Raw genomic sequence first — 24,627 nt, 5'->3', positions numbered from 1 at the left:
GAGTGAACAGCTGTTGACGCCCACTGCCCCGCCGCGCTTTGCGGGGTCACGGGCCGGGAACCCGGGGCTCAGATGACGGGAAAGACCGTCATGCCGCCAAGGTACTTCTGCAGGGCCTGCGGGACGTTCACGGAGCCGTCCGGGTTCTGGTGGTGCTCCAGGATGGCGACGATCCAGCGGGTGGTGGCCAGGGTGCCGTTGAGCGTGGCGACGGCGCGGGTGCCCTTGGGGGCCCCGTCCTCGTTCAGCACGCGTTCGCGGATGTTCAGCCGGCGCGCCTGGAAGGTGGTGCAGTTCGAGGTGGAGGTCAGCTCGCGGTAGGCGCCCTGCGTCGGAACCCAGGCTTCACAGTCGAACTTGCGGGCGGCGGAGTTGCCGAGGTCCCCGGCGGCGGTGTCAATGACCCGGTAGGGCAGCTCGCACTTGGCCAGCATCTCCTCTTCCCAGGCCAGCAGCCGGGCGTGCTCGGCGGCGGCCTCCTCAACCGTGGTGTAGATGAACATCTCCACCTTGTTGAACTGGTGGACCCGGATGATGCCGCGGGTGTCCTTGCCGTGCGAGCCGGCCTCGCGGCGGTAGCAGGAGCTCTGCCCGGCGTAGCGGACCGGGCCGGCGGAGAGGTCCAGGATCTCGTCCGCGTGGTAGCCGGCCAGGGCCACCTCCGAGGTGCCCACGAGGTAGAGGTCGTCCTCGGCGAGCCGGTAGATCTCGGCGTCGTGCTTGACGTCGAAACCGGTGCCCTGCATGGTCTCCGGGCGCACCAGGGTCGGGGTGATCATCGGCACGAACCCGGCGTCGATCGCCTGTTCCATGGCCATCTGCAGCAGCGCCATCTCCAGCCGGGCTCCGACGCCGCGCAGGAAGTAGAACCGCGACCCGGAGACCTTGGCGCCGCGCTCCATGTCGATGGCACCGATCAGCTCACCGATTTCCAGGTGGTCTTTGGGCTCGAAATCGGTGAATTCGCGCGGGGCTCCGACCGTCTTGACCACGATGTAGTCGTCTTCGCCGCCCTCGGGAACGCCGTCCTCTATGAGGTTGGGGATGGTGCGCAGCAGTTCCTCGTGCGCTGCCTGCGCGACGTCGGCCTCGGCGGAAGCGGCCTTGACCTGTCCCGCGAGGACCTTGACCTCTGCCAGCAGGGCCTGCTTTTCCTCGCCCTTGGCCTGCGCCACCTTCTTGCCGAAGGCATTCTGCTCGGCCCTGAGGTTTTCGAAGCGGATCAGGGCGGCACGCCGGGCCGAGTCCGCGGCGATGATCGCGTCCACCACGGATTCGTCGGCGCCGCGGGCGCGCTGGCTGGCCCGGAACTTGTCCGGATTTTCGCTGAGGTCTTTTACGTCGATCACCTGACAAGACTATCCAATCCGGCCACCATTACCGGGCAATCAGGCCGCCGGCCACCGGCGGGATAGTGTTGGAGCACAATGCGCGACTGGCTGCTCTACCTCATCATCGCTGGAGTCCTGGCCTTTGCCGTCTCCAGCTGGTGGGGCGTGCGCAAGCTCCGGGCCCGGCACACGCGCAGCGCCGTGTGGGAGGAAACCCACAGTCCGGGCCTGGGCCAGCAGAAAGTCGCCGTGGTGATGAACCCGATCAAGGCCAGGTCGGACGAGGCCCGCACCCTAATTGAAAGTGCGTGCGCCGCGGCCGGCTGGGTACCGCCGCGGTTTTTCGACACCACCGCCGAGGACCCCGGATTCTCGCAGGCGCGCGCCGCCGTCGAGTACGGCGCCGACGTCGTCCTCGTGGGCGGCGGTGACGGCACGGTGCGGGTGGTGGCGGACATTCTGGCGGGCACGGATACTGCCATGGGCCTGATCCCGCTCGGGACCGGCAACCTGCTGGCCCGCAATATCCACCTGGATGTGGGCGACCTGCACGGCAGCGTCCAGACCGCCCTGTTCGGACACCAGCGGTTTATCGATACGGCGCGGATGAGGGTGGAGAACTCCCGCACCAAGGAGACGGCGGAGCACACCTTCCTTGTCATTGCCGGAATTGGCATGGACGCAGAGGTGGTGGGCGACACCAGCGACGGGCTGAAGAAGGCTGTCGGCTGGCTGGCCTACACCGAAGCGGGAGTGCGGCACCTCCCCGGCCGCCGCAAGAAGGTGTCCATCTCGCTGGACGACCAGCCGGAACAGAGCCGGAAGATCCGCAGCGTCCTGTTCGCGAACTGCGGCCTGGTTCCCGGCGGGATCGACTTCATCCCCCAGGCGATGATCGACGACGGCATGCTGGACGTCGTGGTGATGAGTCCGCGCAGCGCAATCGGCTGGCTGGCCATGTACTGGAAGATCGTGCTGAAGCACAAAAGAAACCTGCCGGTGATGACGTATTACCGCTCCGGGAAGATCATCATCAGCTGCGCGGAGCCGATGGCCACGCAGGTCGACGGCGATCCGTCCGGTGAGGCCACGAAGGTCACCGTGCAGGTTGCCCCCGGCTCGTTGCTCGTCCGGGTCAAGGACGGCACCGAGGGAGATTAAGCGCCGGCTTCCTTGTGCGCGTCTGCGACCTTCTTCGCTTCCGCGGCGGCCTTGGCGGCGCGGGCTTCGGACTGCTCGCGGATCATGGCCTGCTCCTCTTCGAAGCGCAGCCGGTCTGCACGGTCGGCGTCGTCGCCGTCCCAGTCCTGGTTGTCAGCGGTCGGCTTGGGATTCACAATCATTCCCTGGCCGTCATTTTCAAGGCTGGTGTCTGCCATGTCCTGCTCCCTCGATAGAGGACTTCCCCAATATGGATCAGGCAAGCATACGCACAGTTTCATAGGGGCGGAAGTGCCTGATGTGGCAATTGTCTACGCTGTGGGCGAAGCCTTGGACATATATTCCGGCACCACAGATGCCCCGGACAGTATGTCTTTGACCCAGGAATGCGCCGCGCGGAAGGCCTGGTCGGAGGTATGCGGCTCCACGATGGTCCGGTGTCCGTCGGCGCGGCCGTAGGAACCCAGGAAGCGGGTGGCCGGGCTGATCCGGTGCAGTCCCGCCAGGGCATCCGCCACACGCGCGTCGGCCACATGGCCGTCGGCGTCGATGCTGAAGAAGTAATGGCCCAGGTACTGGCCGGTGGGCCGTGACTCGATCCGGCTCAGGTTCACGCCGCGGGTGGCGAACTGGTCAAGGATCTCCATCAGGGCGCCGGGGCGGTCTTCCGGCAGCGGCACGACGACGGTGGTCTTGTCCGCACCGGTGGGTTCCGGCAGCGCTCCGGGCCGGCCCACAAGCACGAATCGCGTGACGGCACCGGGGTTGTCCCCGATGTTCTCCGCCAGCACGGCGAGCCCGGGCTGTTCGGTGGCCACGATCGGGGCGCAGATTGCCGCGTCGTAGTGCGTGTCGCCCTCCAGGAGTCCAATGGCCGCCGCGGCCGTGGAGGATCCCGGGATATATTCTGCACTCGGAATATTTTTCTCTGCCCACAGCCGGCATTGCGCCCAGGCGTGGCTGTGGGTGGAGATCCGGCGGATGTCTTCGATCCGGGTTCCGGGCCGGGCCACCAGCACGAAGCTGATCGGCACGAGGGCCTCGCGCAGGATCCGCAGTTCCTGGCCGGTGGCGATTGCGTCCAGGGTGGCAGTGACGCCGCCCTCCACGGAGTTCTCGATCGGCACCATGGCCGCGTCCGCCGAGCCGCCGCGGACCTTGTCCAGCGCCGTGTTGACATTGGTCGACGGAACGCGGATGGCGTCCGCGGCACCGGGAACCTGCATCAGGGCGGCCTCGGTGAAGGTGCCCGCGGGTCCGAGGAAGGTGTACGTGACGGGTGATGCGGGCATCGGCGCTTCTTTCTTCAACTACAGGATGACGGGCTTGAGTCCGTTGTCGGACACCAGCGGCATTCCGGTTTCCAGCCACTGGTCCATGCCGCCGGCCACGTTCAGGGCGGAATACCCCTGACCGGAGAGCCACTGGGCCGCGCGGAAGGAGCGTCCCCCGGTGCGGCAGATTACGTAAAGGTCCTCGTCGGGATCGAGCTCCTCGAGGCGGGCCGGGAGCTGGTCGAGGGGGATGTGCAGCGCCCCGGCGGCGTGGCCGGCGCCCCACTCGTAGTCTTCGCGGACATCGAGGATCCTGGCCCCTTCAGGGATGTCGGACACGGTCACGGTGTCAAAGTCGCTCATGGTCGTCCTTCCGCAGAATGCATGGTCTGCTCCCAGCGTATCGCCAGCCGCCATTGCCGCACCCCTACCCGGCTGCAGGTTACGCTTCTGGCATGGCGCACAGGAGATCCACGGCGGCTCGCCGTCACGCAATTCCCGCTGCCCGCTCCCGGCCTTCGGGGACATGCCCTCCCCCGGCCACGAGGACTGGGCACAGTGCCACCATGTCCACCCGCCCGCGCCACCACTGGACATGTCCCCCGGAGCGGCAGTCCGGGAACCCCGGGGAGCCGAGTCACCGTGGCTGAGATCCACGAACTCTCTGCCGTGGACCTCCGCGACGCCCTCCACTCCGGCGAGCTGTCCTCGCGGCAGGCCACCGGGCACTTCCTGGACCGCATCGCCGCCGAAAACCGGCATCTCGGCGCATTTATCACTGTCACCGCGGAACATGCCCTGCTGGACGCCACCGCAGCGGACGGGTCGCACGCACGGGCCATCCGGGACGGGACCGAACTGGCGCTGCTGCACGGCATGCCGGTGGCCTTCAAAGACCTCACGGACGTCGCCGGAGTTGTCACCACCCACGGCAGCGCCGCCCTGGACCACAAGCCGGCGCTGACCGACGGCGCCCTGGTCGCCACGCTCAAAAGCGCGGGTGTGGTCTCGCTGGGCAAGACGCAGGTCCCGGAGTTCGGGCTGACGGCCTACAGCGAGAACCGGATCGCGCCGCCCTCGAGAAACCCGCACGCACTCAGCCGCAGCTCGGGAGGATCCACCGGCGGCAGCGCCGCGGCGGTGGCCGCCGGGCTGATTCCCTTTGCGCCGGGGTCCGACGGCGGCGGTTCGGTCCGCATTCCGGCCGCCGCGTGCGGGCTCGTGGGCCTGAAGCCCGGCCGCGGGCTGGTTCCCACGGGCGAAAGTACCGGCGACCCCGCCGGCCTGGTCGTGTCCGGGCCGCTGGCCCGCTCCGCGGCGGACGCAGCCCTGCTGCTCGATGCGATGGTGCCGGGCCCCGCAGCTCCGTCCGCCAAGCCTGCTCCCCGCTATTTGGAACTCGCCGCCCAGGACCCGCCCAGGTTGCGGATCGGCGTGAGCCTGGCGAGTCCATGGCAGACGATCTTCCCCTTCACTCCGGACCCCGAGGCGCTCGACGCCCTCGCCGAAGGCATCCGGCTGCTGGAGGCGGCCGGCCACGAAACCTCGGACGCCTCCATCCGCTACGACAACCGCTACCCGGCCGCCTTCACCACGGCCTGGACCGCCGCCGTCGGAGATGCCCGGATCGTTCCGCAGCGCGAGGCCCTCCTGACCCCGCTGACACGCACGTTCCGGCGCCGCGCGCAGCAGCGCGGGCCCGCGAAACTCGCCGAATCCCTCGGGCTCCTGCGACAGTTCCAGCGCGACACCATCACCCAGTACGCCGCCTGGGACCTGATGCTCATGCCGGCGCTGGCCCAGACGCCCCGCCCGGTGGGCTGGTTCACCGGGGCGGCCCACGGCGACGGCTACTGGCCGGCGGCCGACTGGACCGGGGATGCCGACGGCGACTACCGCAAGCAGTGCGAATACGCGCCCTGGTCGTCCATGGTGAACGTATGCGGGCTGCCCGCGATCAGCATTCCGGTGCACTGGACCGGCGGGGGAAAGGGTGCCGGACTGCCGATGGGCATCCAGCTGATCGGGCCGATGGGCTCCGAGGCGCTGCTGCTGCAGCTGGCAGCGCAGCTGGGGTTCTAGCATGGGGTGCAGTTGTACGGTGGACATGTCCACCGTTGAAACGCCGCCGGCCCGAAACCACCCGAGCTGGAACCCACACGAGAGGGATCGATGAAGATCACCGGTGCAGTACTTGAGGAAATCGGCCGCCCCCGCCCGTTCGCGGACTCCCGGCCCATCACCATCTCCGAGCTGGAGCTGGAGGGCCCCGGCCCCACCGAGATCCTGGTGCGGATCGAGGCCGCCGGCATCTGCCACTCGGACCTGAGTGTTGTGGACGGCAACCGGGTCCGCCCGGTGCCGATGCTGCTGGGGCACGAGGCTGCCGGACGCGTCGTCGAGGTCGGCTCGGAGGTCACGGACCTCGTGCAGGGCCAGCGCGTGGTGATGTCCTTTCTACCCCGCTGCGAACAGTGCGCTAACTGTGCCGAAGACGGCCGGCTCCCCTGCACCGCGGGGTCGAAGAGCAACGGCGACGGGACGCTCCTGCACGGATCGATGCGGCTGGACCGCGGCGGCGAAAAGATCTACCACCACCTGGGCGTTTCCGGCTTCGCCACCCACGCCGTGGTGGACCGCGCCTCGGCCGTGCCGGTCGGCGATGACATCCCGGCGGACGTCGCCGCCGTCCTGGGCTGCGCCGTCCTGACCGGAGGCGGTGCCGTCCTCAACGCGGCCCGGCCCCGGCCGCAGGACAGCGTTATGGTTGTGGGGCTCGGCGGCGTCGGCATGGCCGCGCTGATCACGGCGGTTTCCCAGGGTGTCTCGCGGATCGTGGCCGTGGACACGCTGGAGGAAAAACTGGAGCACGCCCGCCGCCTGGGTGCCCACGAAACGTACACCCCGCAGCAAGTCCTGGAGGAGGGCGTCAAGGCCAGGTACGTGATCGAATGTGCCGGGAACCCGCGCGCCTTCGAAACCGCCTTCGCCGCCACGGCGGTGGGCGGAACCACGATCACCGCGGGCCTGCCGCACCCGGAAGCCCGCGCGCAGATCTCGCCGCTGACCATCACGGCCGAGGCCCGGACCATCGTCGGCAGCTACCTTGGCTCCGCGGTGCCGTCCCGGGACATTCCCAAGTACGCCCAGCTCTGGCGGGAGGGGAAACTGCCGGTGGAGGAACTGATCTCGGCGCGCATCGCCCTGGCGGACATCAACCAGGCCATGGACCAGCTGGCCGACGGGAAAGCGGTCCGCCAGGTCATCATGTTCGACGCCGGCTAGCCGCGGGCGCCGCCCGCCCCCAGGTTGCGCCATCACTCATAGCTGCTATTCCGGGTCCTAAGCAGCTAAAAGTGATAGCGCAACGGGTCAGGAAAAGGCGGGCAAGACGCCGGAAGCCTGGCTTGCCCCGGGCCGCCGCGAATGTGACAATCCCGCGTCACACTGTCAGCATTAAGTAAATGAGCACTACTCATTTATCCAATCCCCCCGCTACAACGCCGGGCGATTCATCCTTTTTCGGCCACCCAAAGATGCTGGCCAGCCTCTTCTCCGTAGAGATGTGGGAGCGCTTCTCGTTCTACGGCATGCAGGGCATCCTGCTCTACTACATGTACTTCACGGCCGCCGAGGGCGGTCTGGGAATTGAGCAGGGCCTGGCTGCCGGCCTCGTCGGCGCGTACGGCGGCGGCGTCTACCTCTCCACCATCCTCGGAGCCTGGCTCGCGGACAGGCTCTTCGGTTCCGAAAAGGTGCTGTTCGGCTCCGCCATCCTGATCATGGCCGGCCACGTCGCCCTCGCCTTCGTGCCGGGCATTCCCGGCCTGATCGCGGGCCTGGTGCTCGTCGGCGTCGGCTCCGGCGGCCTGAAGGCCAACGCCACCGCCCTGGTGGGAAGCCTTTACCGGGAGAAGGACGAACGCCGCGACGCCGGATTCTCCATCTTCTACATGGGCATCAACGCCGGCGCGCTGATCGGCCCGCTGGTGACCGGCTGGCTGCAGGAAAGCCACGGGTTCCACTGGGGCTTCGGCGCCGCCGCCGTCGGTATGGCCGTCGGCCTGGTCATCTACGCGCTGGGCCGCAAGAACCTGCCCGAGGAGGCGCACCGGGTGCATAACCCGCTGCCCGCCGCCGAGCGCACCAAATACGGCCTCCGCTTCGCCGGCATCGCCGCGGTCATCGCCGTGCTGCTGGCCACCGGGATCGTCAATGCCGGGAACCTGGCCATGTCCATGGCCTACGCGGCCATCGGCGCGTCCGTGCTCTACTTCGCCCTGATCTTCAGCAGCAAGAAGGTCGACGGGACCGAACGACGCCGGGTGGCAGCATTCATCCCGCTGTACATCGCCTCGGCCGCGTTCTGGGCGCTGTTCCAGCAGCAGTTCACCTTCATCGCCGTGTACTCGGAGGAGAAGCTGGACCGGAACGTGTTCGGCTGGGAAATGCCGGCCGCCTGGGTCCAGTCCATCAACCCGGTGTTCATCATCATCTTTGCCGGCGTGATGGCTGCCCTCTGGACCCGCCTGGGCCGCAAACAGCCCGGTTCGGCGCTGAAGTTCTCGATCGGCCTCTTCGTGATGGGCCTGGCATTCCTGGCCTTCATCCCGCTCGCCGGGGACGGCAAGACCCCGCTGCTGGCACTGGTCGGGATCCTGTTCCTGTTCACGCTCGCGGAACTGTTCCTGTCCCCCATCGGCCTGTCCGTGACCACCAAGCTGGCTCCGGCGGCCTTCCGCACCCAGATGGTCGCGCTGTTCTTCCTCTCGGTGTCGCTGGGCACCACGCTGGCCGGGATCCTGTCCGGCCTGTACAACCCGGAGGACGAGCTGCCGTACTTCATCGGCATCGGCGGCACCGCCATGCTGCTGGCTGTTGGCCTGGCTGCGGCCTCGCCGGCGATCAAGAAGCTCATGGGCGGCGTACGCTGAGCCGATGAGGTCCAGGCACCGCGCGCCACTTGAGGCCCGCGTCTACGTCCCCGCCGCAGGCGAGGCGTCCGACGTCGAACTCATGCCGGCAGGCGATGTCACCGACGGTGTGGTGCGGGTCGGCGGGACCATCCGCCGCCCGCACCAGCCGCAATCACTGGCTGTCGCCGCGTACCTTGACTGGCTGGAAGACGCCGGTTTCGACGGTTCCCCGCGGTTCCTGGGCCGGGACGCCGAGGGCCGGGACGTGCTGACCTTCCTGCCCGGACGGTGCGCCGGGCCCGCCCCGGAGCCCTGGGTGCAGACCGAGGAGCTCCTGGTTTCCGTGGCCCGGCTGGTGCGCCGGCTCCACAGGGCCTCGGCCGGGTTCGCACCACACGCCCACCCGTTCCCGCCCCGCCCGGTCCGCCAGGACCCGCCGGAACTCGTCTGCCACCTCGACGTGACACCGCAGAACGTCGTGGTCCGGGACGGCCGCGCCGCCGGCCTGGTGGACTTTGACCTCGCCGGCCCCACCACGGCCTTCAAGGACTCCTATAACACCGCGATGCACTGGGCCCCGCTCCGCGATCCGGCCGACGGGTGGCCCGGCTGGGAAGCAACCGACCCGTTCCGGCGGCTCCGGATCTTCGCCGACGCCTACGGCTGGAGCGCCGAGGAACGGCGGCAGCTGCCGGCTTTCGGGGTCGAGGCGACGTCGCTGAGCTATGAACGGATGGAACACAACGCCCGGGTCCTCGGCGGCGGCTGGGCGCGGATGTGGGACGACGGCGTCGGCGGCATGATCCGCCGCCGCGGCGATTGGCTCGAGGCCCATGCCGGGCGGCTGCTGGTGGCGCTTACCGGCTGACCGCAGAACGATGGCCGGAGGAGCCTAGGCCCCGACGCCCCGGTAGCTTGCGCTGCCGATCGCCAGCCCCAGCGCGATGACCACGAAGACCAGCAGGGCCAGCGCGATACCCACATAACCGAGCACCAGGCCGGCAATGGCCATGCCCTTGCCCGACGGCTCCCGTTTGAGGGCCATGTGCCCGAGGACCACCGCCGCGAGTTGCGGCAGGAGGAAGAAACCCAGCCCGACAAAGGCCGCGATGCCGCAGCACAGGCTGGCGATGCTCAGGCCCTTGGGCTCCGGGGGTACGCCGTAATAGGCCGGCTGACCGTAGGCATTGAACGGGCTGCCCGGCTGGCCATACTGAACCGGCGCACCGTACTGCTGCTGGCCGTACTGCTGCTGGCCCTGAGCGCCGTAGGGCTGCTGCCCGGACGGCTGCTGGCCGAAAGGCTGTTGGCCGAAAGGCTGCTGCGGCGCCGGGCCGTCCGGCGTGGCGTACGGCTCCGTGGGCCGGCTGTAGTCGGCGGCGGGCTGGCGGTACTGCTCGCCGGACTCCTGGCCAGGAATATACGACGGCGGCTGGTAGCCCTCCGGCGTCCCGTCCTTCTCAGGTTTCGGCTGGTCAGTCATGGTTTTCCCCCTCTGGACGTCTCTGGGTTCAGCCTACCGCCGTCCCGCGGCGTTGAGCAGGATATTTCTTGCGTCACAGGGGCTGTAATGCGTCGAAATCATGTTGCCTGACATGCCGGTCTGGCATGCTGGTGCAATGGCTAGCCGCGCGGGCACTGTTGCCCAACCCCAAGACCTTGTTGATCTCACTGCGCTCCTGGATGCGTACTACGACGTATCCCCGGATCTTGGCGACCCCGGACAACGGGTGGCCTTCGGCACCTCCGGGCACCGGGGGTCGAGCCTGAAAGCCTCCTTCAACGAGCCCCACATCCTCGCCATCACCCAGGCGATTGTGGAGTACCGGGCGGGCCAAGGCATCACCGGGCCGCTGTACCTCGCCAAAGACACCCACGCCCTCAGCGAACCGGCCCAGAATTCCGCCCTGGAAGTCCTCGCAGCCAACGGCGTCATGGTGCTGATCGATGCCCGCCACGGCTACACCCCCACACCGTCACTGAGCCACGCCATCCTCACGCACAACAACAACTCCCCCGCCGGGGCCCCGCAGGCAGACGGGATCGTGGTCACCCCCAGCCACAACCCGCCCGGCGACGGCGGTTTCAAGTACAACCCCCCGCACGGCGGACCCGCTGACTCGGACGCCACCGGCTGGATCGCCAACCGGGCCAACGAACTGCTGGAGAACGGCCTGCGCGGAGTCAAGCGGATTCCGATCGCCGAGGCCCTTAGCGCCGGCACCACGGGCAAGTTCGACTTCCTCAGCAGCTACGTGGACGACCTTCCTTCCGTCCTGGACCTCAATGCCATCCGCGAGGCCGGCGTCCGGATCGGCGCCGACCCGATGGGCGGAGCGTCGGTGGATTACTGGGGCGAGATCGGCGAACGCCACCACCTGAACCTCACGGTGGTCAACCCCACCGTCGACCCGCAGTGGGCCTTCATGACCCTGGACTGGGACGAGAAGATCCGGATGGACTGCTCCTCCCCGTCGGCGATGGCGTCGCTGATCAACCGCATGTCCAGTGGCGCGAATTTTGACATCGCCACCGGCAACGACGCCGACGCCGACCGGCACGGCATCGTGACGCCTTTTGTTGACGGACAGGGCGGGCTGATGAACCCGAACCACTACCTCGCCGTCGCGATCGACTACCTGTACCGCCACCGCACCGGGTGGAACCCGCAGTCCGTGATCGGCAAGACCCTCGTCTCGTCCTCGATCATCGACCGTGTGGCCGAAAGCCTGGGCCGCAAGCTCGTTGAGGTGCCGGTTGGCTTCAAGTGGTTCGTTCCCGGGCTGCTGTCCGGTGAAGGGGCGTTCGGCGGCGAGGAATCCGCCGGCGCGTCGTTCAACAAGATGGACGGCAGTGTGTGGACCACGGACAAGGACGGAATCCTGCTGGCGCTGCTGGCCTCGGAGATCACGGCCGTCACCGGCAAGTCGCCGTCGCAGCTCTACAAGGGCCTCACCGATCAGTTCGGCGATCCCGTCTACGCGCGGATTGACGCCGCGGCCACGCGCGAGCAGAAAGCGGCCCTGGGCAAGCTCTCGCCGTCGGACGTCACCGCCACCGAGCTTGCGGGTGAGACCATCATCGCCAAGCTGACCGAAGCGCCGGGCAACGGCGCGGCAATCGGCGGGCTCAAGGTGGTCACCGAGAACGCCTGGTTCGCGGCCCGCCCCTCCGGCACCGAGGACGTCTACAAGATCTACGCCGAGTCCTTCAAGGGAGCAGAGCACCTCAAGCAGGTCCAGGCCGAGGCAAAAGCGCTGGTGGACGGGGTTATTTCCTAGCCGCCCCCGGTTCACTTCTGCAGGCACCGCCCGCGGGCTGACTCGTTCAGCCCGCGGGCTGACCTGTTTTCAAGCCGAGCACGGGTTCCGCCGCCCCGCTCAGGCCGGTTCTTCCTCGAGGCCGCCGGCAAGGACGGAGCGGTCCCGGCCCAGGGTCTTGGCGCGGTAAAGAGCGGCGTCCGCGGAGGCGATCATTGCGCCAAGGTCCACGCGGCCGGGCGCGGTCGAGGCGATTCCATAGCTGGAGGTAGGCAGGCGCGGGATAACCGGTGACGATGAGGCCTGCATCCGGGCGCTGATCTCCGAGGCGATTTCCCCGGCCCTTTCGGGGGTCACTCCCGGCAGGAGGATGATGAACTCCTCGCCGCCGTAGCGGCCCACGAGATCGGTGGAGCGGACCGTTGAGGTGCAGGCGTCGGCGAATGCCTGCAGCGCGACGTCCCCGGCCGAGTGGCCGTACTCGTCGTTGATGGCTTTGAAGTGGTCCAGGTCCGCCAGGATCAGCGACGCCATGGTTCTGGCCCGGTTGAGGCGGCGCAGTTCGTTCTCGGCAAGGTCCAGGAACGCCGTCCGGTTCAACAGCCCGGTGAGCCCGTCCACCGTGGCGCGGGCGCGGAGGTCCTGGGTCTGCTGCTCATAGCTCAGCTCCGCCATGGTGAAGGACGCCACCACCATGATCACGGCCGAACAGAGTGTCATCGGAACGGATCCAAAGAAGGTCAGGAACACTGTCCCGTCGCGGCCTTCGAGCACAAACGCGGCAAAGCGGCCCAGGTAGAACGCGGCCAGGAGGCCGGAACCCACGGCCAGGGTGAGGTGCACCCGCGAAAAGTGCCGGTCCAGCAGGAACAGTTCCCGGCAGCCGAGTCCGATCAGCAGGCCCATGAAACCGAGATAGGCAGGGCCGCCGGACCACACGTTGGTGGCCGGCTGGTCCAGCACCGACGCCACGGCGGTGATGGCGGGCCCGGCGGCGAGGTACCAGATCTTGGGAATCGTGGTCCGCAGCGAACGGGCGCCGGCCCAGATGCTGGCCGCGCCCGCCACGAGAAACACGTTCCCCAGCGGATTGGTCCAGATCTGGTGTGGGGTCCCGTCCAGCAGGTACGCCGCGTTGCCGGACAGAAACAGCAGGAGCGCCAGGCACCACCATCCGCTGTAGGCCGAACGCGTCCGGCGGAAAGTGATGAAGTAGAAGAGCAGCAGCAGGGTCAGATCGACCACCGCCAGGGCGACACGCAAGGTTGCGATGTCAAGCATTATGTAGTGGCCCCCCGGTCCGCTCGCAAAAGCCCGATTTGCGCCGACTCCGCGCCGCAGGTGACCTTAGTATTGCACTCCGCGGCGAGGAATTGTGACCCCGGTCTCGGATGCGACGTGAGCGGGCCGGACTGAGCCGCTGAAAGGGACCGCCGGCCCTGTGTTTACGGCCTCAAAGCGGACTAAACTGGGAAGCGGCCCCGGATGCGGCCTTGCGCTCAACCGCAGAATAGCGTCCCGAGTGCCTCCGGCCTGTCCCCCATGGTGCCGGAGGCACCTCCGCGTGCAGGCCGGCGGAGCGAACACCGCGCCAGCGAAACATTCCGGTCAGACCGTGCGCACGACGTCCTCGTAGGCGAATTTCGGCTTCGCCGCACCCCAGGCGTCGGCCGCGGGCTGTCCGATGTTGACCACGAGGAAGCTCTTCTGGCCGCCGTCGGGGAAGAACGCCTCATCAATGGCGGTGAAGTCCGCGCCCGTCATGGGTCCGGCGGACAGGCCAAGGGACCGGACGGCGAGGATGAAGTAGCCGGCCTGCAGGTGGGCGTTGTTGTTGCCGGTGGCCGCGGCGAGGTCGGGGGCGGCGTCGTACATGGCCTTGGGCGCGTTGTAGCCGGGCAGGAAGTTGTCCCACTGTTCCTGCCAGGACGTGTCGTAGCTGAGGACGGCGACGAGCGGTGCGGAGGCAGTCTTGGCGCGGTTGCCGTTGGCGAGGGTTTCCACCAGGGCGGCGCGGGCGTCCGCGGACCGGACGTAGGTCACGCGCAGCGGCTGCGAGTTGAACGCGGTGGGACCGAACTTGGTGAGTTCGTAGATGGCCCGGGCCTGCTCATCGGTGACTTCGCCGGTGAAGGTGTTGGGCGTGCGGGCCTCGGCAAAGATGGCGTCCACTGCGGCGGCGTCGATTACTGCTTCGTCATGGGCGATGGTCATGAGCGTCCCTTTCGCTGGGCGGCCCGCCGGGGGCGGCGGCCACTGGTTGCTGTCATTAGTTGCAACTTCAACTTCCGCTTCCTGCTTCCCGTATTGTCCGTGACCTCCGGCACAGCGGCGCCGCCGGCGACGCATGCTGGAAACACCGGCGCGGTAAAGTTGCTCCGGAAGATTCCTTCCCGCCCCGCCACACATTCTCTGAAAGGCCCCGGCAATGAGCATGCTCGGTACCAAATGGAAGCTCCACGGCAACGGCAAGTCCATCCGCCCGGGCGAGGTCGTGAAGCCGGATGAGCGCCTTGCCTGGCCGCTGACCATTGGCGTCGGGATGCAGCACGTTGTCGCCATGTTCGGCGCCACATTCCTGGTCCCGATCATCACCGGCATGCCGCCGGCCACCACTCTCTTCTTCTCCGGGATCGGCACGCTGCTGTTCCTGGTCATCACCAAGGGCCAGGTGCCGAGCTACCTGGGGTCCAGCTTCGCGTTCATCGCGCCGATCATGGCCTCGCAGCAGCAGTACGGCGTTGCCGGCGCGCTTGGCGGCGTGGTGCTGGCCGGCGTCGGGCTGGCGATCATCGGTGCGGTGGTGCAGAAGTTCGGCGCCGGCTGGATCAACCGCCTGATGCCGCCGATCGTGACCGGCGCCATCGTGGGGCTGATTGGGCTCAACCTCGCGCCCGCGGCGAAGAACAACTTCGACGCGGCCCCGATCACGGCCCTGATCACCCTGGTCACGATCATCGTGGTCAGCGTCTTCTTCCGCGGCATCCTGGGCCGGCTGAGCATCCTGGTCGGCGTCGTGGTGGGCTACTTCGTGGCGATGATCCGCGGCGAAGTGGACTTCTCCAAGATGGACGCCGCCGCGTGGGTGGGGCTGCCGTTCTTCCAGACCCCGGAATTCCACCTCGGCGTCGTTGGCCTGTTCGTGCCCGTGGTGCTGGTGCTTGTGGCGGAGAACATCGGACACGTGAAGTCCGTGGCCGCCATGACCGGCCAGAACCTCGACGGCGTCTCCGGGCGCGCGCTGATGGCCGACGGCGCCGCCACCGTGCTGGCCGGCATGGGCGGCGGCTCCGGCACCACCACCTACGCGGAAAACATCGGCGTAATGGCCGCCACCAAGGTCTACTCGACGGCGGCCTACTGGGTGGCCGGCGTCTTCGCCGTGGTGCTGAGCTTCTCGCCGAAGTTCGGCGAGCTCATCGCCACCGTCCCGGCCGGTGTGCTCGGCGGCGCCGCGACGATGCTCTACGGCATGATCGGCGTCCTGGGCGTCAAGATCTGGGTGCAGAACAAGGTCAACTTCTCCAACCCGATCAACCTGACCACGGCCGCCGTCGCACTTATTGTCGGCATCGCCGACTACACCTGGACCATCGGCGACCTGGTGTTCACCGGCATCGCCCTGGGCTCCGCGGCGGCCCTGGTGATCTACCACGGCATGAAGGCGATCGCGAAGGCCCGCGGCACGGTGGCGGAGCCGGAAACGGAAGGCGTCGTGGCCGCAGCCACCGCCGCCGTGAAGCGCCCTCCGAAGAAACGCCGCTAGCGACTGCGGCTCCGCGCTGCGGCCAAAAGGCCGGAACCCGAACACCATGAAGGTGTTCGGGTTCCGGTCTTCGCTGTTTGGTGGCGGCTTAGCCTGCGTCGAAGGCTTCCTCGTCGTCGCCGCGGTCCTTGGGTTCCTTGTCCTCCGGCAGGTCCGTTCCCGATCCGTCCGGCAGGCCGGCCGCGTCCTGGCCGGGCTCCGAGGAGAACGGCCGGCCGGCGTCGGGCTCTTCGGTGTTGGACGCGTCCATCTCCGCCTCCGAGGACGGCACGGCCGCCTCGGAATTTTCCGAGGCGTCGCCGTCGTAGCCGGGGGTTGTGCTGGCGTTTTCTGAACTCATTTGTTCCTCCGTTCCTCCGAAGCGTCCTGCTCCGGGTTCTCCTGCACTGTCCTGGTCTTCGGCGCCGAACTGGCTCAGGTCCGGGGCGCCGGCCGGGTAGGTTTCCCCGCCCGGACTGTCCTGGCTCAGCCCTGCGGCGTCGAAAGCTTCTTCCTGGCGGGGCTGGGCGGACTTCTTGGTGTCTCCGCCGGGCAGCTCCTGCTCCGCCGTCGGTGTTCCGTAGCCGCCGGCTTCCTCGATCGGCTCCTGCTGTTTCTCCTGGGTCATGCTGTTCCTCCCGTGCTGGAATCGTGAACTGCGTGGTTTCTTGGGTCTGGCGGAAATGCCTTGCAGCGGCTCAGAGACCCTTGCCGCCCGTGACCGGCAGGACGGCACCGGAAATGTAGGAGCCGTGGTCTGAGGCAAGGAGCACGTAGGCCGGCGCGAGTTCCGCCGGTTGTCCCGCCCGTTGCAGCGGGGTGTCCTGGCCGAAGGACGGCAGCTTCTCCGGCCACTCGGTCGCCGGGATCAGGGGCGTCCAGATGGGGCCGGGCGCCACCGCGTTGACGCGGATTCCCTTCGGGCCGAGCTCCTGGGCCAGGGCCTTGGTGAAGGCGACCTGCGCGGCCTTGGTCATGGCGTAGTCGATCAGCTCGGGCGAGGGGTTGAACGCCTGGATCGACGCCGTCGTGATGATCGACGCGCCGGCCCTCAGATGCGGCACTGCCGCCCGCGCGGTCCAGATCAGCGAGTAGAGGTTGGTCTGGAAAACGCGGTCGAACTCCTCGGTGGGGAGGGACTCGAAGCTGTCGCGGTTCTTCTGGTAGGCGGCGTTCAGCACCACAACGTCCAGGCGGCCGAACTCGGCGAGCGTGTCGTCCACGATCCTGGTCGCGAAATCCTCATGGCGTCCGTCGCCGGCGATCAGCAGCGCCTTGCGGCCTGTTTTGCGGATCCACGCGGCGGTGCCCTGGGCGTCGGCTTCCTCCTCCGGCAGGTAGGAGATGGCGACATCGGCCCCCTCCCGGGCGAAGGCGATGGCCACCGCCTTGCCGATCCCGGAGTCCCCGCCGGTGATCAACGCGGCCTTGCCTTCGAGAGCGCCGCTGCCCTGGTAGCTCTCCTCGCCGTGGTCCGGCTGGGGGTCCATGGGCGCGGTGAGGCCCGGCTGTTCCTGCACCTGCTCCGGGAAGGACCCGGAATAGTAGCCGCCCCGGGGGTCGCGCGGCTGGTCCTGCTGGTTGTTCGAATCACTCATAGTCCACCTACCCAACGTGTCGGTTTTCCAGGGGCTGTTCCCCGGCCACGGGCGCTGACCCGGACCTGTGAAGCTGCTCCACGAAGTAAACAATTCCACCCTACCCGGAAATTCGTCAGCAAGCTTAGTACTGCCTTGAAGTTCGTACGTTTCAAGCCTAGGTTGAGTGTTAACTGCCACCGCAGCCTGATCCGCATTCACCCGGAGGCGATCCAGTGTCCGATCGAGAGTCTGTGTCCGCTCCCCGAGAGTCCGCTCCGACGAAGCCCGGGCCAGGAGAGTCCGCTCAGGGCGGGGCCGCGGCGGACGAACGCAACGAGTCCCCGGTTGAAAAACTGGACCGGAACTGGATGGAACTGCTGCAGGAGCTGCGGGTGCTGCAGACCGGCGTGCAGATCCTCGCTGGATTCCTGCTGACACTGCCGTTCCAGTCGAGGTTCGAGACGCTTGACGATTTCCAGATCACTCTCTACCTTGCCAACGTGGCGCTGGCCGCACTCACCACGGCCGTGATCCTGCTCCCCGTGAGCGTGCACCGCCGCCTGTTCCGCCTGCATCTCCGCGCGGCCCTCGTGTCCAGCGCGGACAGGATAGCGAAGGTCGCCCTGGCCGGCATCGGGCTCCTCAGCGTCGGCACGTCGGCGCTGGTTTTCGACGTCGCGGCGGGCCGGGCGGCGGGGCTGACTGCCGGGGCGGTGCTGTTGGCGGTGCTGCTGGTCCTGCTGGTGTATGTGCCGAGCAGGCTCCGCCGGCAGGCCGAAAAAGGGAACTGACATGCCCCACGCCGCAAGCCAGCAGCGCAGCACACGGCCGGGAAGGCCCCTGGGCGGGTGGGTGAAGGACCATGGCCTGCTGCTGGCCAATATCGGCCTGTTCCTGGTGTTCTTCGGGGGCATGACGGTCAGCGGAGCCGCCGAGTACAGCGAGGACCAGCTGGGGGACGCTGCTCGGCTACCTTGGCACCGGGGCATTCCTTGAGGCGACGTTCGAGAACTGGGAGTCCGAGTTCCTGCAGATGGGCATGTACGTCATCCTGACGGTGTTCCTGTTCCAGAAAGGGTCCTCGGAGTCGAAGCCGGTGGACCGGGATGCCCCGCAGGACGAGGATCCCCGGGACGCGCCCCTGAAGGCCGCCACCCCGTGGCCCGTGCGGCGTGGAGGCTGGGTCCTCAAACTCTATGAGCATTCCCTGTCGATCATGTTCCTGCTGCTGTTTCTGGCTTCCTTCGCCCTCCACGCCGTCGGCGGCAGTGAGGAATACAGTTCCGAGCAGCAGAGCCACGGACAGCCGCCGGTCACGGTCCTGGCGTACCTGGCAACGAGCCGCTTCTGGTTTGAATCCTTCCAGAACTGGCAAAGCGAATTCCTGGCTGTCGCCGTCCTCGTCGGCGCTTCGGTGTACCTGCGCGAACGCGGCTCCCCCGAATCCAAACCCGTCGCGGAGCCGCACTATGAAACAGGCGCCTGAGCGCTCAGGCGCCCTCGAGCACCTGGCTGGTGGCCCAGGTGAGGTACTTCGCGGCGTTGGCGACGGCGTCGTCCGGGCTCCCGGCCACGTCGAGCAGCTGCGCCGCGGCCACCACACCGTGTTTAGCGAGGTCCTCGGGGGTGACCAGGATCCGTCCTGCGACCATAATCACGGGAATGCCGAGGCTCTGGGCGGCATCGGCGAGCGCAATCGGCGCCTTGCCGGTCAGCGACTGCGAATCCAGCGAGCCCTCACCGGTGATCACAAGATCCGCCTGCGCGAGTTTGTCGGCCAGCCCGGTGAGCCCGGCCACAAGCTCGAAGCCGCCTTCCAGGGCCGCGTTGCTGAAGGCCAGGAACGACGCCGGGAAGCCGCCTGCCGCCCCGGCCCCGGGGACGTTGACGTCCCGGCCGGTGGATTGGCGCAGCACCGAGGCCCAGTTGCGGAGTCCGGCGTCGAGCAGTTCCACGGCGTCCTCGTCGGCGCCCTTCTGCGGGCCGAACACGTGGGCGGCGCCGTCGCCGCCCACGAGCGGGTTCTGCACATCGACGGCGATCCGGAACGTGACCGAGCCCAGCCGCGGATCGAGGCCTCTGACATCGAGCTGCGCCACGTCGGCGAGCGAGCCGCCGCCGAGCGGCACGACATTGCCCGCGGCGTCGAGCGGTTTGAGGCCCAGCGCGCGCAGGGCACCGCTGCCGCCGTCGCTCATTGCCGAGCCGCCCAGGCCCAGCACGATCTCCGTCGCCCCGGCGTCGAGGGCGGCGGCGATCAGCTGGCCGCAGCCGTAGCTGTGTGCGCGCAGGGCGTTGGCCGGAGTGGGTTCCATGTGCGCCAGCCCGGAGGCCTGCGCGGTTTCGATCACGGCGGTGGCCCCGCCGAAGGCGTCCTTCCGGATCGCCCAGGCGGCGCCCACCGGCGCCAGGATCGGGCCGACGACGGCGTTCAGCCGCTCCTCGTACCCGGCGGCGACGGCCGCCTCGAGGGTTCCTTCGCCGCCGTCGGCCACCGGAAACTGGATGGCCTCGGCATCGGGATAAACGCGCAAGGCGCCTTCGGCGATGGCGGAGGCGGCTTCGGCGGCGGTCAGGGAGCCCTTGAATTTGTCCGGGGCGATCAGAATGCGCATGGTTCCATCCTGCCAGTCCCGGCGCCGGGACAGCGGCGACAGGCTATCGCGCCGGTAGTAACGTGGCAGCCAGACAGAACCGGCCCGGACCCAGGGGGTAGCAGTGAATGACAACGGAAAGACCCACCAGCGCATGACCGGCCTGCCCGGGATGACCGAGCTTCTGCTCGTCCGGCACGGCGAGAGCCAGGGGAACGTCGCCGCCACGCTGGCTCACCAGTCCGGGGCGCACGTCATCAACGTGCCGGCGCGGGATGCCGACGTCGAGCTGTCCGGAACCGGGCGCGAGCAGGCGCTGGCGCTGGGCGGGCTGCTCGCCGGGTTTACGGAGGACGGGCGTGCAGCCGTGTGGTCCTCCCCGTATCTCCGGGCGCGGCAGACGGCGGAGCTGGCCGTGCACACCGGGGGCTGGAAAACGCAGGTCCTGCTGGATGAACGGCTGCGTGACCGCGAGCTCGGCATCCTGGACATGCTCACCTCGGCCGGCGTGGAGGCCAGGCTCCCCCAGGAAGCGGAGCGGCGGCGGTGGCTGGGCAAGTTCTACTACCGCCCGCCCGGCGGCGAATCGTGGGCCGACGTCGTCCTCCGCTTGCGCTCCCTGCTGGCCGATCTGGACCGCTCGTACCCCGGCCAGCGGGTGCTGCTGGTCTGCCACGACGCCGTCATCATGCTGATCCGCTACATCCTGGAGGGCCTGACGGAGCGCGAACTGCTGGACATCGCCGCCACCACCGCCATTCTCAACGCCTCCGTGAGCCGTTTCGTCCGGCCGGGCGGCACGGGGCCGTGGCAGCTGGAGAGCTTCAACATGGCAGACCACCTGACGAGCGAAGGAGTCCCCGTGACCGAACACGCCGGAGATGCCAATGTCCACCCACGGTAAGGCTGCCTCCGGGGCCAGGCGGGAGCCGGTCCGCCCAGAACCGGTCACGCCGACCATGCTGCGGGACTGGCCGCTGCCCGGCGGTGGCTCCGGCAAGGATGACCGCGGATCGGTGCTGGTGATCGGCGGGGCGCGGATGACGCCGGGAGCCGCGCTGCTCGCCGGGGTGGCCGCGCTGCGCTCCGGCGCCGGACGGCTCACCCTGGCCGTGGCGGAATCCGTGGCCGTGCACCTGGCGGTCGCACTGCCCGAGGCGGGCGTGCTCCGGCTGCCGGAAACTGCGTCGGGCACGGTCAGGGGCTCTTCGGCAGCCGCCGTCCTCGCAGCACCGGTCGAAGCGGCGGACGCGGTCCTGATCGGCCCGGGCCTCGACGACAAGGATGAGGCCACGGCGCTGCTCCGCGGACTCCTCAAGCTGCCGGCGGGGAAGCAGCCGCCGGCCATCATCCTCGATGCCTTCGCTCTGGGCAGCCTGCCCGAGCTGGCCGGGGAGCTGGGCCCTTGGGCGGGCCGGCTGATCCTGACCCCGAATGTCACCGAGGCGGGCATCCTGCTGGGGCACGACGCCGGTGAGCTGGTCCGGGACGTACCCGAGCTCGCGGAGAAATACGGCGCGGTGGTGAGCTGCAAGGGAGTGGTCGCGCGGCCGGGCGGGGCCGGCGGCAAGGCTGGCGGTAAAGCTGGCGGCGGGGGCGGGGCCTCGCTGTGGGAAATCACCACCGGACACAGCGGCCTGGGCACGTCAGGCTCCGGCGATGTACTCTCCGGAACGATCGCCGGTTTGCGGGCGCGGGGAACCACGGACGCGCAGGCCGCCTGCTGGGGCACCCATCTGCATGCGGCCGCCGGCGACCGGCTCGCGAGCCGACTGGGCAGTCTCGGCTACCTCGCCCGCGAACTCACGGAGGAACTGCCGCCGCTGATGATTGAACTGAGTTCCTGACGCCCGAAGCGGGGCTCAGCCGCTCCAGCCGCCGCGTTCCTGCAGGACTTCCTTCAGCAGGTCCGCGCGGTCGGTGACGATCCCGTCCACTCCAAGGTCCAGCAGCCGGTGCATCTCCGCGGGATCGTTGACGGTCCAGACATGCACCTGCAGCCCGTGCCGGTGTGCGCGCCGGACGAAGCCGGGGGTCACCACGGTCACGGCACCATAGGTGACCGGCACCTGCAGCGCGTCGACGCCGCGGAGCGCACGTCCGGCCGTAAGACTCAGCAGGGGTGCCGGGAGCACCGGTCCGAGCAGGACGAACAGGGCGTTGGACACGATGCCGGCCGAACTCGCTACGGGGCGGCTCAGCTGCTTCAGCACGGCCCGGCGCCGGCGGTCAGAGAAGCTGGCGATCAGTACCCGGTCATGCAGGCCGAACCGTTCGATCGCCGCGGCCAGGGCGTCCACCGAGTTCCAGTCCTTGACGTCGAGATTGAACCGGACGTCCGGGAAGGCCGTGGCGAGTTCCTCAAAGAGCGGGATGGGCTCCGCGCCGCCGATCCTCGCCAGCGCCACGGTCTCCGCCGGGAGTTCCGAGATCCGGCCGCGGCCGTCCGTGACCCGGTCCAGGGTTTCGTCGTGGAACAGCAGCAGGACGCCGTCGGCCGTGGTGTGCACATCCGTCTCCAGGTGCCGGAAACCCAGTTCGACGGCGGCGCGGAACGCCGCCATGGAGTTCTCCAGGCCGTCCCGGGAGAAGCCCCGGTGGGCCATGGCCACGGGACGTTCCGGACCGTCACCGGCAGCAAAAAACGGGTGCGGGGTGCTCACTCCTGAAGCCTAGCGGAGCGCCGCGGTGCCCGGCAGAGCCCAGCAGGTCCGGGCAAGGTCGGAGCTGCGCGCAGTCCAGCCGGCGGGGCTGGATCAGCCGGCGTGCCTCATCCGTTGGAGGACGGAAAGATCTCCACGCCGTCGCTGCAGTGCAGGAGCGTGCGGCCCCGGCCGCCGTCGAGGTCCACCCAGACGGCGGTGTGGTCCGCCGTGACGGCATCCACCCGGCCCCCGGTTTCGTAGCCGGGCGCCAGCCGGACACTGACGCGGTCGCCCTGCTGCAGGCTCTTCCAGTGCGCGTCCGGCGCCGCCGGGCGCAGGGGCGTGTCGTCCGTGTTCTTCGTGCGGTACTTGGCCATGATTTCCCACCGTCAGTCAGCTGCTCCGTCGTGAGATCCCAGCGTAGGACGCCAAGGTGAACGCCAGTTGACCGCCAGCTGGGAGTCCGGTGTCTGCGCCGGCAGGCGCGTGCGGTCCAGGCCAGGAAACCTGGTCAGGGCAGCCGGACGCCCAGGGCTGCGAGCTTGGCCTCGAGGATCTGGGCGACGCCGTCGTCGTCGAAGTGCGGCGCCTGCTGCCCGGCGGCGAGGATGGCCTCCGGGTGGCCGCTGGCCATCGCGTAGCCGTCGCCGGCCCAGCGCAGCATCTCGATGTCGTTGGGCATGTCCCCGAATGCCACGACGTCGGCCGAGTTGATGCCCAGGGCGGCAGCGTATTCGGCGAGCGTGACGGCCTTGTTGACGCCGGGCAGGGACAGCTCCAGGAGCGCGATGTTCGGCGCCGAATGCGTCGCTGCTGCCAGATGGGCGACGGCGGGCGTGACCTGGGCGAGGAACTCGTCGGCCGTGCCCTCCCGGACAATGGCGAGGAACTTGACCACGGAGTCCGCAGCGGTGAGGGTGGTGTGCAGCGGCGCCGGGGTGACCTCGGCCAGCAGCTCGCTGGAGCCGTTTTCGATGAATCCCGGTTCCAGGTGGAAGCCGGTCAGGGTCTCGGCGGCGAAGACGGCAGAGGGGCGCAGCCGCTGGATGATGCGGCGGGCCTCGAAGACGGCGTCGAGCTGCAGGCCCCGGGCCGAAACGAGGCGGTCAGCTTCAAGGTCCCAGACGACGGCGCCGTTGGAGCAAATGACGGTTCCGGTGTGGCCCAGCCGGTCCTGCAGCGGGTGCAGCCAGCGCGGCGGGCGGCCCGTGACGAAGACCAGCTCGACGCCGGCTTCCCGGCACGCGTGGAACGCCCGGACAGTCCGGTCACTGATTTTGCCGTCGTGGCCGAGGATCGTTCCGTCAATGTCACTCGCTACCAGCCGCATACTGCCAGTCTACGTTGGCGCTGCCGGGGCGGTTTCCGGTTCGTCCGCCGTCGGCCAGAGTCCAGCGCCAGCGTCCCGCGCCCACCGCGGCGGCCCGCACCGACGTCGGCGACGACGTCCCGCGCCCACCGCGGCGGCCCGCACCGACGTCGAGTTCGTGGGAACCCTGCCCGGTCGCCGTAACGTTACGGCGAGCGGGGCAGGCTTCCGGCGAATTCGGCGGCTGGGGCGGCGAGCGGGGCCGGGGCCGGGGCCGGGGCCCGGGCCCGGGCCTAGTGCCGTTCGTAGATGCCGGTCAGGCTCGCCTCTGCCAGGGTGTGCGGGGCGAGATGCGCTTCGAGCTTCGCGGGGCGGGCTCCGGCATCGAGCCCGGAGTGCGCGACGTCGAGGGCGTGGACCGTGACGACGTACCGGTGCGGACCGTGGCCTTTGGGCGGGGCCGCCCCCAGATAGCCGGTGCTGCCGCCGTCGTTCTTGAGCTGGAAGGCGCCGGACGGCAGGTGCCCGGCCTGGCGCGATCCCGCCCCGGCCGGCAGGGACGTGACGTCCGCGGGGAGGTCCAGTACGGCCCAGTGCCAGAAGCCGCCGCGGCCGGGGGCGTCGGGGTCGAAGACGGTGACGGCGTAGCCCCGGGTCCCCGCCGGGGCACCGCTCCAGCTCAGCTGCGGGGACTCGTCCTTGGCCCCCGCCCCGGTCGAGGCTCCGCGCTGGGCCGGCGGCAGGGTCTGACCGTCCTGGAATGACTCACTGCTGACACGGAAGGACGGGGCCTCGTGGAGTGCCATGACTGC

At 68.8% G+C, this 24,627-nt stretch carries 26 protein-coding genes; 12 read left to right on the top strand and 14 right to left on the bottom strand.

Features of this window, described 5'->3' with window-relative positions:
• Positions 1-68 precede the first annotated feature (68 nt).
• A complete protein-coding gene (serS, locus tag ABIB29_RS08390) occupies positions 69-1,349 on the bottom strand; it encodes a serine--tRNA ligase (protein ID WP_354171796.1) in 1,281 nt (426 codons plus the stop codon).
• A gap of 78 nt (positions 1,350-1,427) precedes the next feature.
• Between serS and ABIB29_RS08385 the strand changes: the two genes are divergently transcribed.
• Entirely contained in the window at positions 1,428-2,492 is a 1,065-nt protein-coding gene (locus tag ABIB29_RS08385) for a diacylglycerol/lipid kinase family protein (RefSeq protein WP_354171794.1), read from the top strand.
• On the opposite strand, the gene ABIB29_RS08380 is transcribed toward ABIB29_RS08385, so the two are convergent.
• From ABIB29_RS08380 to ABIB29_RS08370, 3 genes are all read right to left on the bottom strand, one after another.
• A complete protein-coding gene (locus tag ABIB29_RS08380; protein ID WP_354171792.1) occupies positions 2,489-2,710 on the bottom strand; it encodes a hypothetical protein in 222 nt (73 codons plus the stop codon). The genes ABIB29_RS08385 and ABIB29_RS08380 overlap by 4 nt on opposite strands.
• A gap of 93 nt (positions 2,711-2,803) precedes the next feature.
• Positions 2,804-3,784 (bottom strand): prephenate dehydratase, encoded by a 981-nt coding sequence (gene pheA, locus ABIB29_RS08375; RefSeq protein WP_354171790.1) that lies wholly within the window; start codon positions 3,782-3,784, stop codon positions 2,804-2,806.
• An 18-nt stretch (positions 3,785-3,802) separates the two neighbouring features.
• Positions 3,803-4,129, bottom strand: a complete 327-nt coding sequence (locus ABIB29_RS08370; RefSeq protein ID WP_354171789.1) for a rhodanese-like domain-containing protein — start codon at positions 4,127-4,129, stop codon at positions 3,803-3,805.
• A gap of 279 nt (positions 4,130-4,408) precedes the next feature.
• Between ABIB29_RS08370 and ABIB29_RS08365 the strand changes: the two genes are divergently transcribed.
• From ABIB29_RS08365 to ABIB29_RS08350, 4 genes are all read left to right on the top strand, one after another.
• Positions 4,409-5,848 (top strand): amidase, encoded by a 1,440-nt coding sequence (locus ABIB29_RS08365; RefSeq protein WP_354171787.1) that lies wholly within the window; start codon positions 4,409-4,411, stop codon positions 5,846-5,848.
• Positions 5,849-5,938: 90 nt separating this feature from the next.
• A complete protein-coding gene (locus ABIB29_RS08360) occupies positions 5,939-7,051 on the top strand; it encodes an alcohol dehydrogenase catalytic domain-containing protein (RefSeq protein ID WP_354171785.1) in 1,113 nt (370 codons plus the stop codon).
• A gap of 179 nt (positions 7,052-7,230) precedes the next feature.
• Positions 7,231-8,700, top strand: coding sequence for a peptide MFS transporter (locus ABIB29_RS08355; protein ID WP_354171783.1), 1,470 nt, complete (start codon positions 7,231-7,233; stop codon positions 8,698-8,700).
• Positions 8,701-8,704: 4 nt separating this feature from the next.
• Complete coding sequence (locus ABIB29_RS08350) at positions 8,705-9,550, top strand: phosphotransferase (RefSeq protein WP_354171781.1); 846 nt, start codon at positions 8,705-8,707, stop codon at positions 9,548-9,550.
• Positions 9,551-9,574: 24 nt separating this feature from the next.
• Here ABIB29_RS08350 and ABIB29_RS08345 read toward each other — a convergent pair whose 3' ends face one another.
• Positions 9,575-10,165, bottom strand: a complete 591-nt coding sequence (locus ABIB29_RS08345) for a DUF4190 domain-containing protein (RefSeq protein ID WP_354171779.1) — start codon at positions 10,163-10,165, stop codon at positions 9,575-9,577.
• A gap of 136 nt (positions 10,166-10,301) precedes the next feature.
• On the opposite strand from ABIB29_RS08345, the gene pgm reads away from it, so the two are divergent.
• Positions 10,302-11,963: a phosphoglucomutase (alpha-D-glucose-1,6-bisphosphate-dependent) gene (gene pgm, locus ABIB29_RS08340; RefSeq protein WP_354171777.1), complete on the top strand. Its 1,662-nt coding sequence runs from the start codon at positions 10,302-10,304 to the stop codon at positions 11,961-11,963.
• A 99-nt stretch (positions 11,964-12,062) separates the two neighbouring features.
• On the opposite strand, the gene ABIB29_RS08335 is transcribed toward pgm, so the two are convergent.
• Together ABIB29_RS08335 and ABIB29_RS08330 are read right to left on the bottom strand one after the other, a co-directional pair.
• Positions 12,063-13,226 (bottom strand): GGDEF domain-containing protein, encoded by a 1,164-nt coding sequence (locus ABIB29_RS08335; protein WP_354172026.1) that lies wholly within the window; start codon positions 13,224-13,226, stop codon positions 12,063-12,065.
• Between the two features lie 324 nt (positions 13,227-13,550).
• Positions 13,551-14,156 (bottom strand): malonic semialdehyde reductase, encoded by a 606-nt coding sequence (locus ABIB29_RS08330; protein ID WP_354171775.1) that lies wholly within the window; start codon positions 14,154-14,156, stop codon positions 13,551-13,553.
• 214 nt (positions 14,157-14,370) lie between these two features.
• Between ABIB29_RS08330 and ABIB29_RS08325 the strand changes: the two genes are divergently transcribed.
• Positions 14,371-15,708, top strand: a complete 1,338-nt coding sequence (locus ABIB29_RS08325; RefSeq protein WP_354171773.1) for a uracil-xanthine permease family protein — start codon at positions 14,371-14,373, stop codon at positions 15,706-15,708.
• Positions 15,709-15,796: 88 nt separating this feature from the next.
• Here the strand turns inward: ABIB29_RS08325 and ABIB29_RS08320 are convergent, their stop codons facing one another.
• Positions 15,797-16,315: a hypothetical protein gene (locus ABIB29_RS08320; protein ID WP_354171771.1), complete on the bottom strand. Its 519-nt coding sequence runs from the start codon at positions 16,313-16,315 to the stop codon at positions 15,797-15,799.
• A 70-nt stretch (positions 16,316-16,385) separates the two neighbouring features.
• Positions 16,386-17,285 (bottom strand): SDR family oxidoreductase, encoded by a 900-nt coding sequence (locus ABIB29_RS08315; RefSeq protein WP_354171769.1) that lies wholly within the window; start codon positions 17,283-17,285, stop codon positions 16,386-16,388.
• A 233-nt stretch (positions 17,286-17,518) separates the two neighbouring features.
• Between ABIB29_RS08315 and ABIB29_RS08310 the strand changes: the two genes are divergently transcribed.
• From ABIB29_RS08310 to ABIB29_RS08300, 3 genes are read left to right on the top strand one after another with little or no spacing between them, the layout of a single operon-like run.
• Entirely contained in the window at positions 17,519-18,058 is a 540-nt protein-coding gene (locus ABIB29_RS08310; protein WP_354171767.1) for a DUF6328 family protein, read from the top strand.
• Position 18,059: 1 nt separating this feature from the next.
• Positions 18,060-18,263 (top strand): hypothetical protein, encoded by a 204-nt coding sequence (locus tag ABIB29_RS08305; protein ID WP_354171765.1) that lies wholly within the window; start codon positions 18,060-18,062, stop codon positions 18,261-18,263.
• Complete coding sequence (locus ABIB29_RS08300) at positions 18,229-18,753, top strand: DUF6766 family protein (protein WP_354172025.1); 525 nt, start codon at positions 18,229-18,231, stop codon at positions 18,751-18,753. Before ABIB29_RS08305 ends, ABIB29_RS08300 begins: the two co-directional genes overlap by 35 nt.
• Before the next feature lie 4 nt (positions 18,754-18,757).
• On the opposite strand, the gene ABIB29_RS08295 is transcribed toward ABIB29_RS08300, so the two are convergent.
• On the bottom strand, positions 18,758-19,882 hold the full coding sequence (locus ABIB29_RS08295) for a glycerate kinase (protein WP_354171763.1): 1,125 nt from the start codon (positions 19,880-19,882) through the stop codon (positions 18,758-18,760).
• A 133-nt stretch (positions 19,883-20,015) separates the two neighbouring features.
• Between ABIB29_RS08295 and ABIB29_RS08290 the strand changes: the two genes are divergently transcribed.
• Complete coding sequence (locus ABIB29_RS08290) at positions 20,016-20,765, top strand: histidine phosphatase family protein (RefSeq protein ID WP_354172023.1); 750 nt, start codon at positions 20,016-20,018, stop codon at positions 20,763-20,765.
• A complete protein-coding gene (locus tag ABIB29_RS08285; protein ID WP_354171761.1) occupies positions 20,749-21,708 on the top strand; it encodes an ADP-dependent NAD(P)H-hydrate dehydratase in 960 nt (319 codons plus the stop codon). The genes ABIB29_RS08290 and ABIB29_RS08285 overlap by 17 nt, the downstream gene beginning before the upstream one ends.
• Positions 21,709-21,723: 15 nt before the next feature.
• Here ABIB29_RS08285 and ABIB29_RS08280 read toward each other — a convergent pair whose 3' ends face one another.
• The 4 genes from ABIB29_RS08280 to ABIB29_RS08265 all read right to left on the bottom strand — a co-directional run bounded on the left by ABIB29_RS08280 (position 21,724) and on the right by ABIB29_RS08265 (position 24,621).
• Positions 21,724-22,467, bottom strand: coding sequence for a glycerophosphodiester phosphodiesterase family protein (locus ABIB29_RS08280; protein ID WP_502915582.1), 744 nt, complete (start codon positions 22,465-22,467; stop codon positions 21,724-21,726).
• A 164-nt stretch (positions 22,468-22,631) separates the two neighbouring features.
• Complete coding sequence (locus ABIB29_RS08275) at positions 22,632-22,883, bottom strand: hypothetical protein (RefSeq protein WP_354171757.1); 252 nt, start codon at positions 22,881-22,883, stop codon at positions 22,632-22,634.
• Positions 22,884-23,017: 134 nt separating this feature from the next.
• Positions 23,018-23,836, bottom strand: coding sequence for an HAD family hydrolase (locus ABIB29_RS08270; protein WP_354171755.1), 819 nt, complete (start codon positions 23,834-23,836; stop codon positions 23,018-23,020).
• Positions 23,837-24,108: 272 nt separating this feature from the next.
• Positions 24,109-24,621, bottom strand: a complete 513-nt coding sequence (locus ABIB29_RS08265) for a YbhB/YbcL family Raf kinase inhibitor-like protein (RefSeq protein ID WP_354171753.1) — start codon at positions 24,619-24,621, stop codon at positions 24,109-24,111.
• Positions 24,622-24,627 lie beyond the last annotated feature (6 nt).

This window comes from Arthrobacter sp. UYEF36, from assembly GCF_040547025.1.
GTDB lineage: Bacteria > Actinomycetota > Actinomycetes > Actinomycetales > Micrococcaceae > Arthrobacter.
The sequence above is the reverse complement of the archived record's forward strand: the minus strand, read 5'-3'. Positions and strand labels throughout refer to the sequence as shown.

Bases quoted from the DNA above. Each gene is read 5' to 3' on its own strand.
- ABIB29_RS08385 (WP_354171794.1), top strand. From the start codon at position 1,428: ATGCGCGACTGGCTGCTCTACCTCATCATCGCTGGAGTCCTGGCCTTT.
- ABIB29_RS08380 (WP_354171792.1), bottom strand. From the start codon at position 2,710: ATGGCAGACACCAGCCTTGAAAATGACGGCCAGGGAATGATTGTGAAT.
- pheA (WP_354171790.1), bottom strand. From the start codon at position 3,784: ATGCCCGCATCACCCGTCACGTACACCTTCCTCGGACCCGCGGGCACC.
- ABIB29_RS08370 (WP_354171789.1), bottom strand. From the start codon at position 4,129: ATGAGCGACTTTGACACCGTGACCGTGTCCGACATCCCTGAAGGGGCC.
- ABIB29_RS08360 (WP_354171785.1), top strand. From the start codon at position 5,939: ATGAAGATCACCGGTGCAGTACTTGAGGAAATCGGCCGCCCCCGCCCG.
- ABIB29_RS08355 (WP_354171783.1), top strand. From the start codon at position 7,231: ATGAGCACTACTCATTTATCCAATCCCCCCGCTACAACGCCGGGCGAT.
- ABIB29_RS08350 (WP_354171781.1), top strand. From the start codon at position 8,705: ATGAGGTCCAGGCACCGCGCGCCACTTGAGGCCCGCGTCTACGTCCCC.
- ABIB29_RS08345 (WP_354171779.1), bottom strand. From the start codon at position 10,165: ATGACTGACCAGCCGAAACCTGAGAAGGACGGGACGCCGGAGGGCTAC.
- pgm (WP_354171777.1), top strand. From the start codon at position 10,302: ATGGCTAGCCGCGCGGGCACTGTTGCCCAACCCCAAGACCTTGTTGAT.
- ABIB29_RS08330 (WP_354171775.1), bottom strand. From the start codon at position 14,156: ATGACCATCGCCCATGACGAAGCAGTAATCGACGCCGCCGCAGTGGAC.
- ABIB29_RS08325 (WP_354171773.1), top strand. From the start codon at position 14,371: ATGAGCATGCTCGGTACCAAATGGAAGCTCCACGGCAACGGCAAGTCC.
- ABIB29_RS08320 (WP_354171771.1), bottom strand. From the start codon at position 16,315: ATGACCCAGGAGAAACAGCAGGAGCCGATCGAGGAAGCCGGCGGCTAC.
- ABIB29_RS08315 (WP_354171769.1), bottom strand. From the start codon at position 17,285: ATGAGTGATTCGAACAACCAGCAGGACCAGCCGCGCGACCCCCGGGGC.
- ABIB29_RS08305 (WP_354171765.1), top strand. From the start codon at position 18,060: ATGCCCCACGCCGCAAGCCAGCAGCGCAGCACACGGCCGGGAAGGCCC.
- ABIB29_RS08295 (WP_354171763.1), bottom strand. From the start codon at position 19,882: ATGCGCATTCTGATCGCCCCGGACAAATTCAAGGGCTCCCTGACCGCC.
- ABIB29_RS08290 (WP_354172023.1), top strand. From the start codon at position 20,016: ATGACCGGCCTGCCCGGGATGACCGAGCTTCTGCTCGTCCGGCACGGC.
- ABIB29_RS08285 (WP_354171761.1), top strand. From the start codon at position 20,749: ATGTCCACCCACGGTAAGGCTGCCTCCGGGGCCAGGCGGGAGCCGGTC.
- ABIB29_RS08280 (WP_502915582.1), bottom strand. From the start codon at position 22,467: ATGGCCCACCGGGGCTTCTCCCGGGACGGCCTGGAGAACTCCATGGCG.
- ABIB29_RS08275 (WP_354171757.1), bottom strand. From the start codon at position 22,883: ATGGCCAAGTACCGCACGAAGAACACGGACGACACGCCCCTGCGCCCG.
- ABIB29_RS08270 (WP_354171755.1), bottom strand. From the start codon at position 23,836: ATGCGGCTGGTAGCGAGTGACATTGACGGAACGATCCTCGGCCACGAC.
- ABIB29_RS08265 (WP_354171753.1), bottom strand. From the start codon at position 24,621: ATGGCACTCCACGAGGCCCCGTCCTTCCGTGTCAGCAGTGAGTCATTC.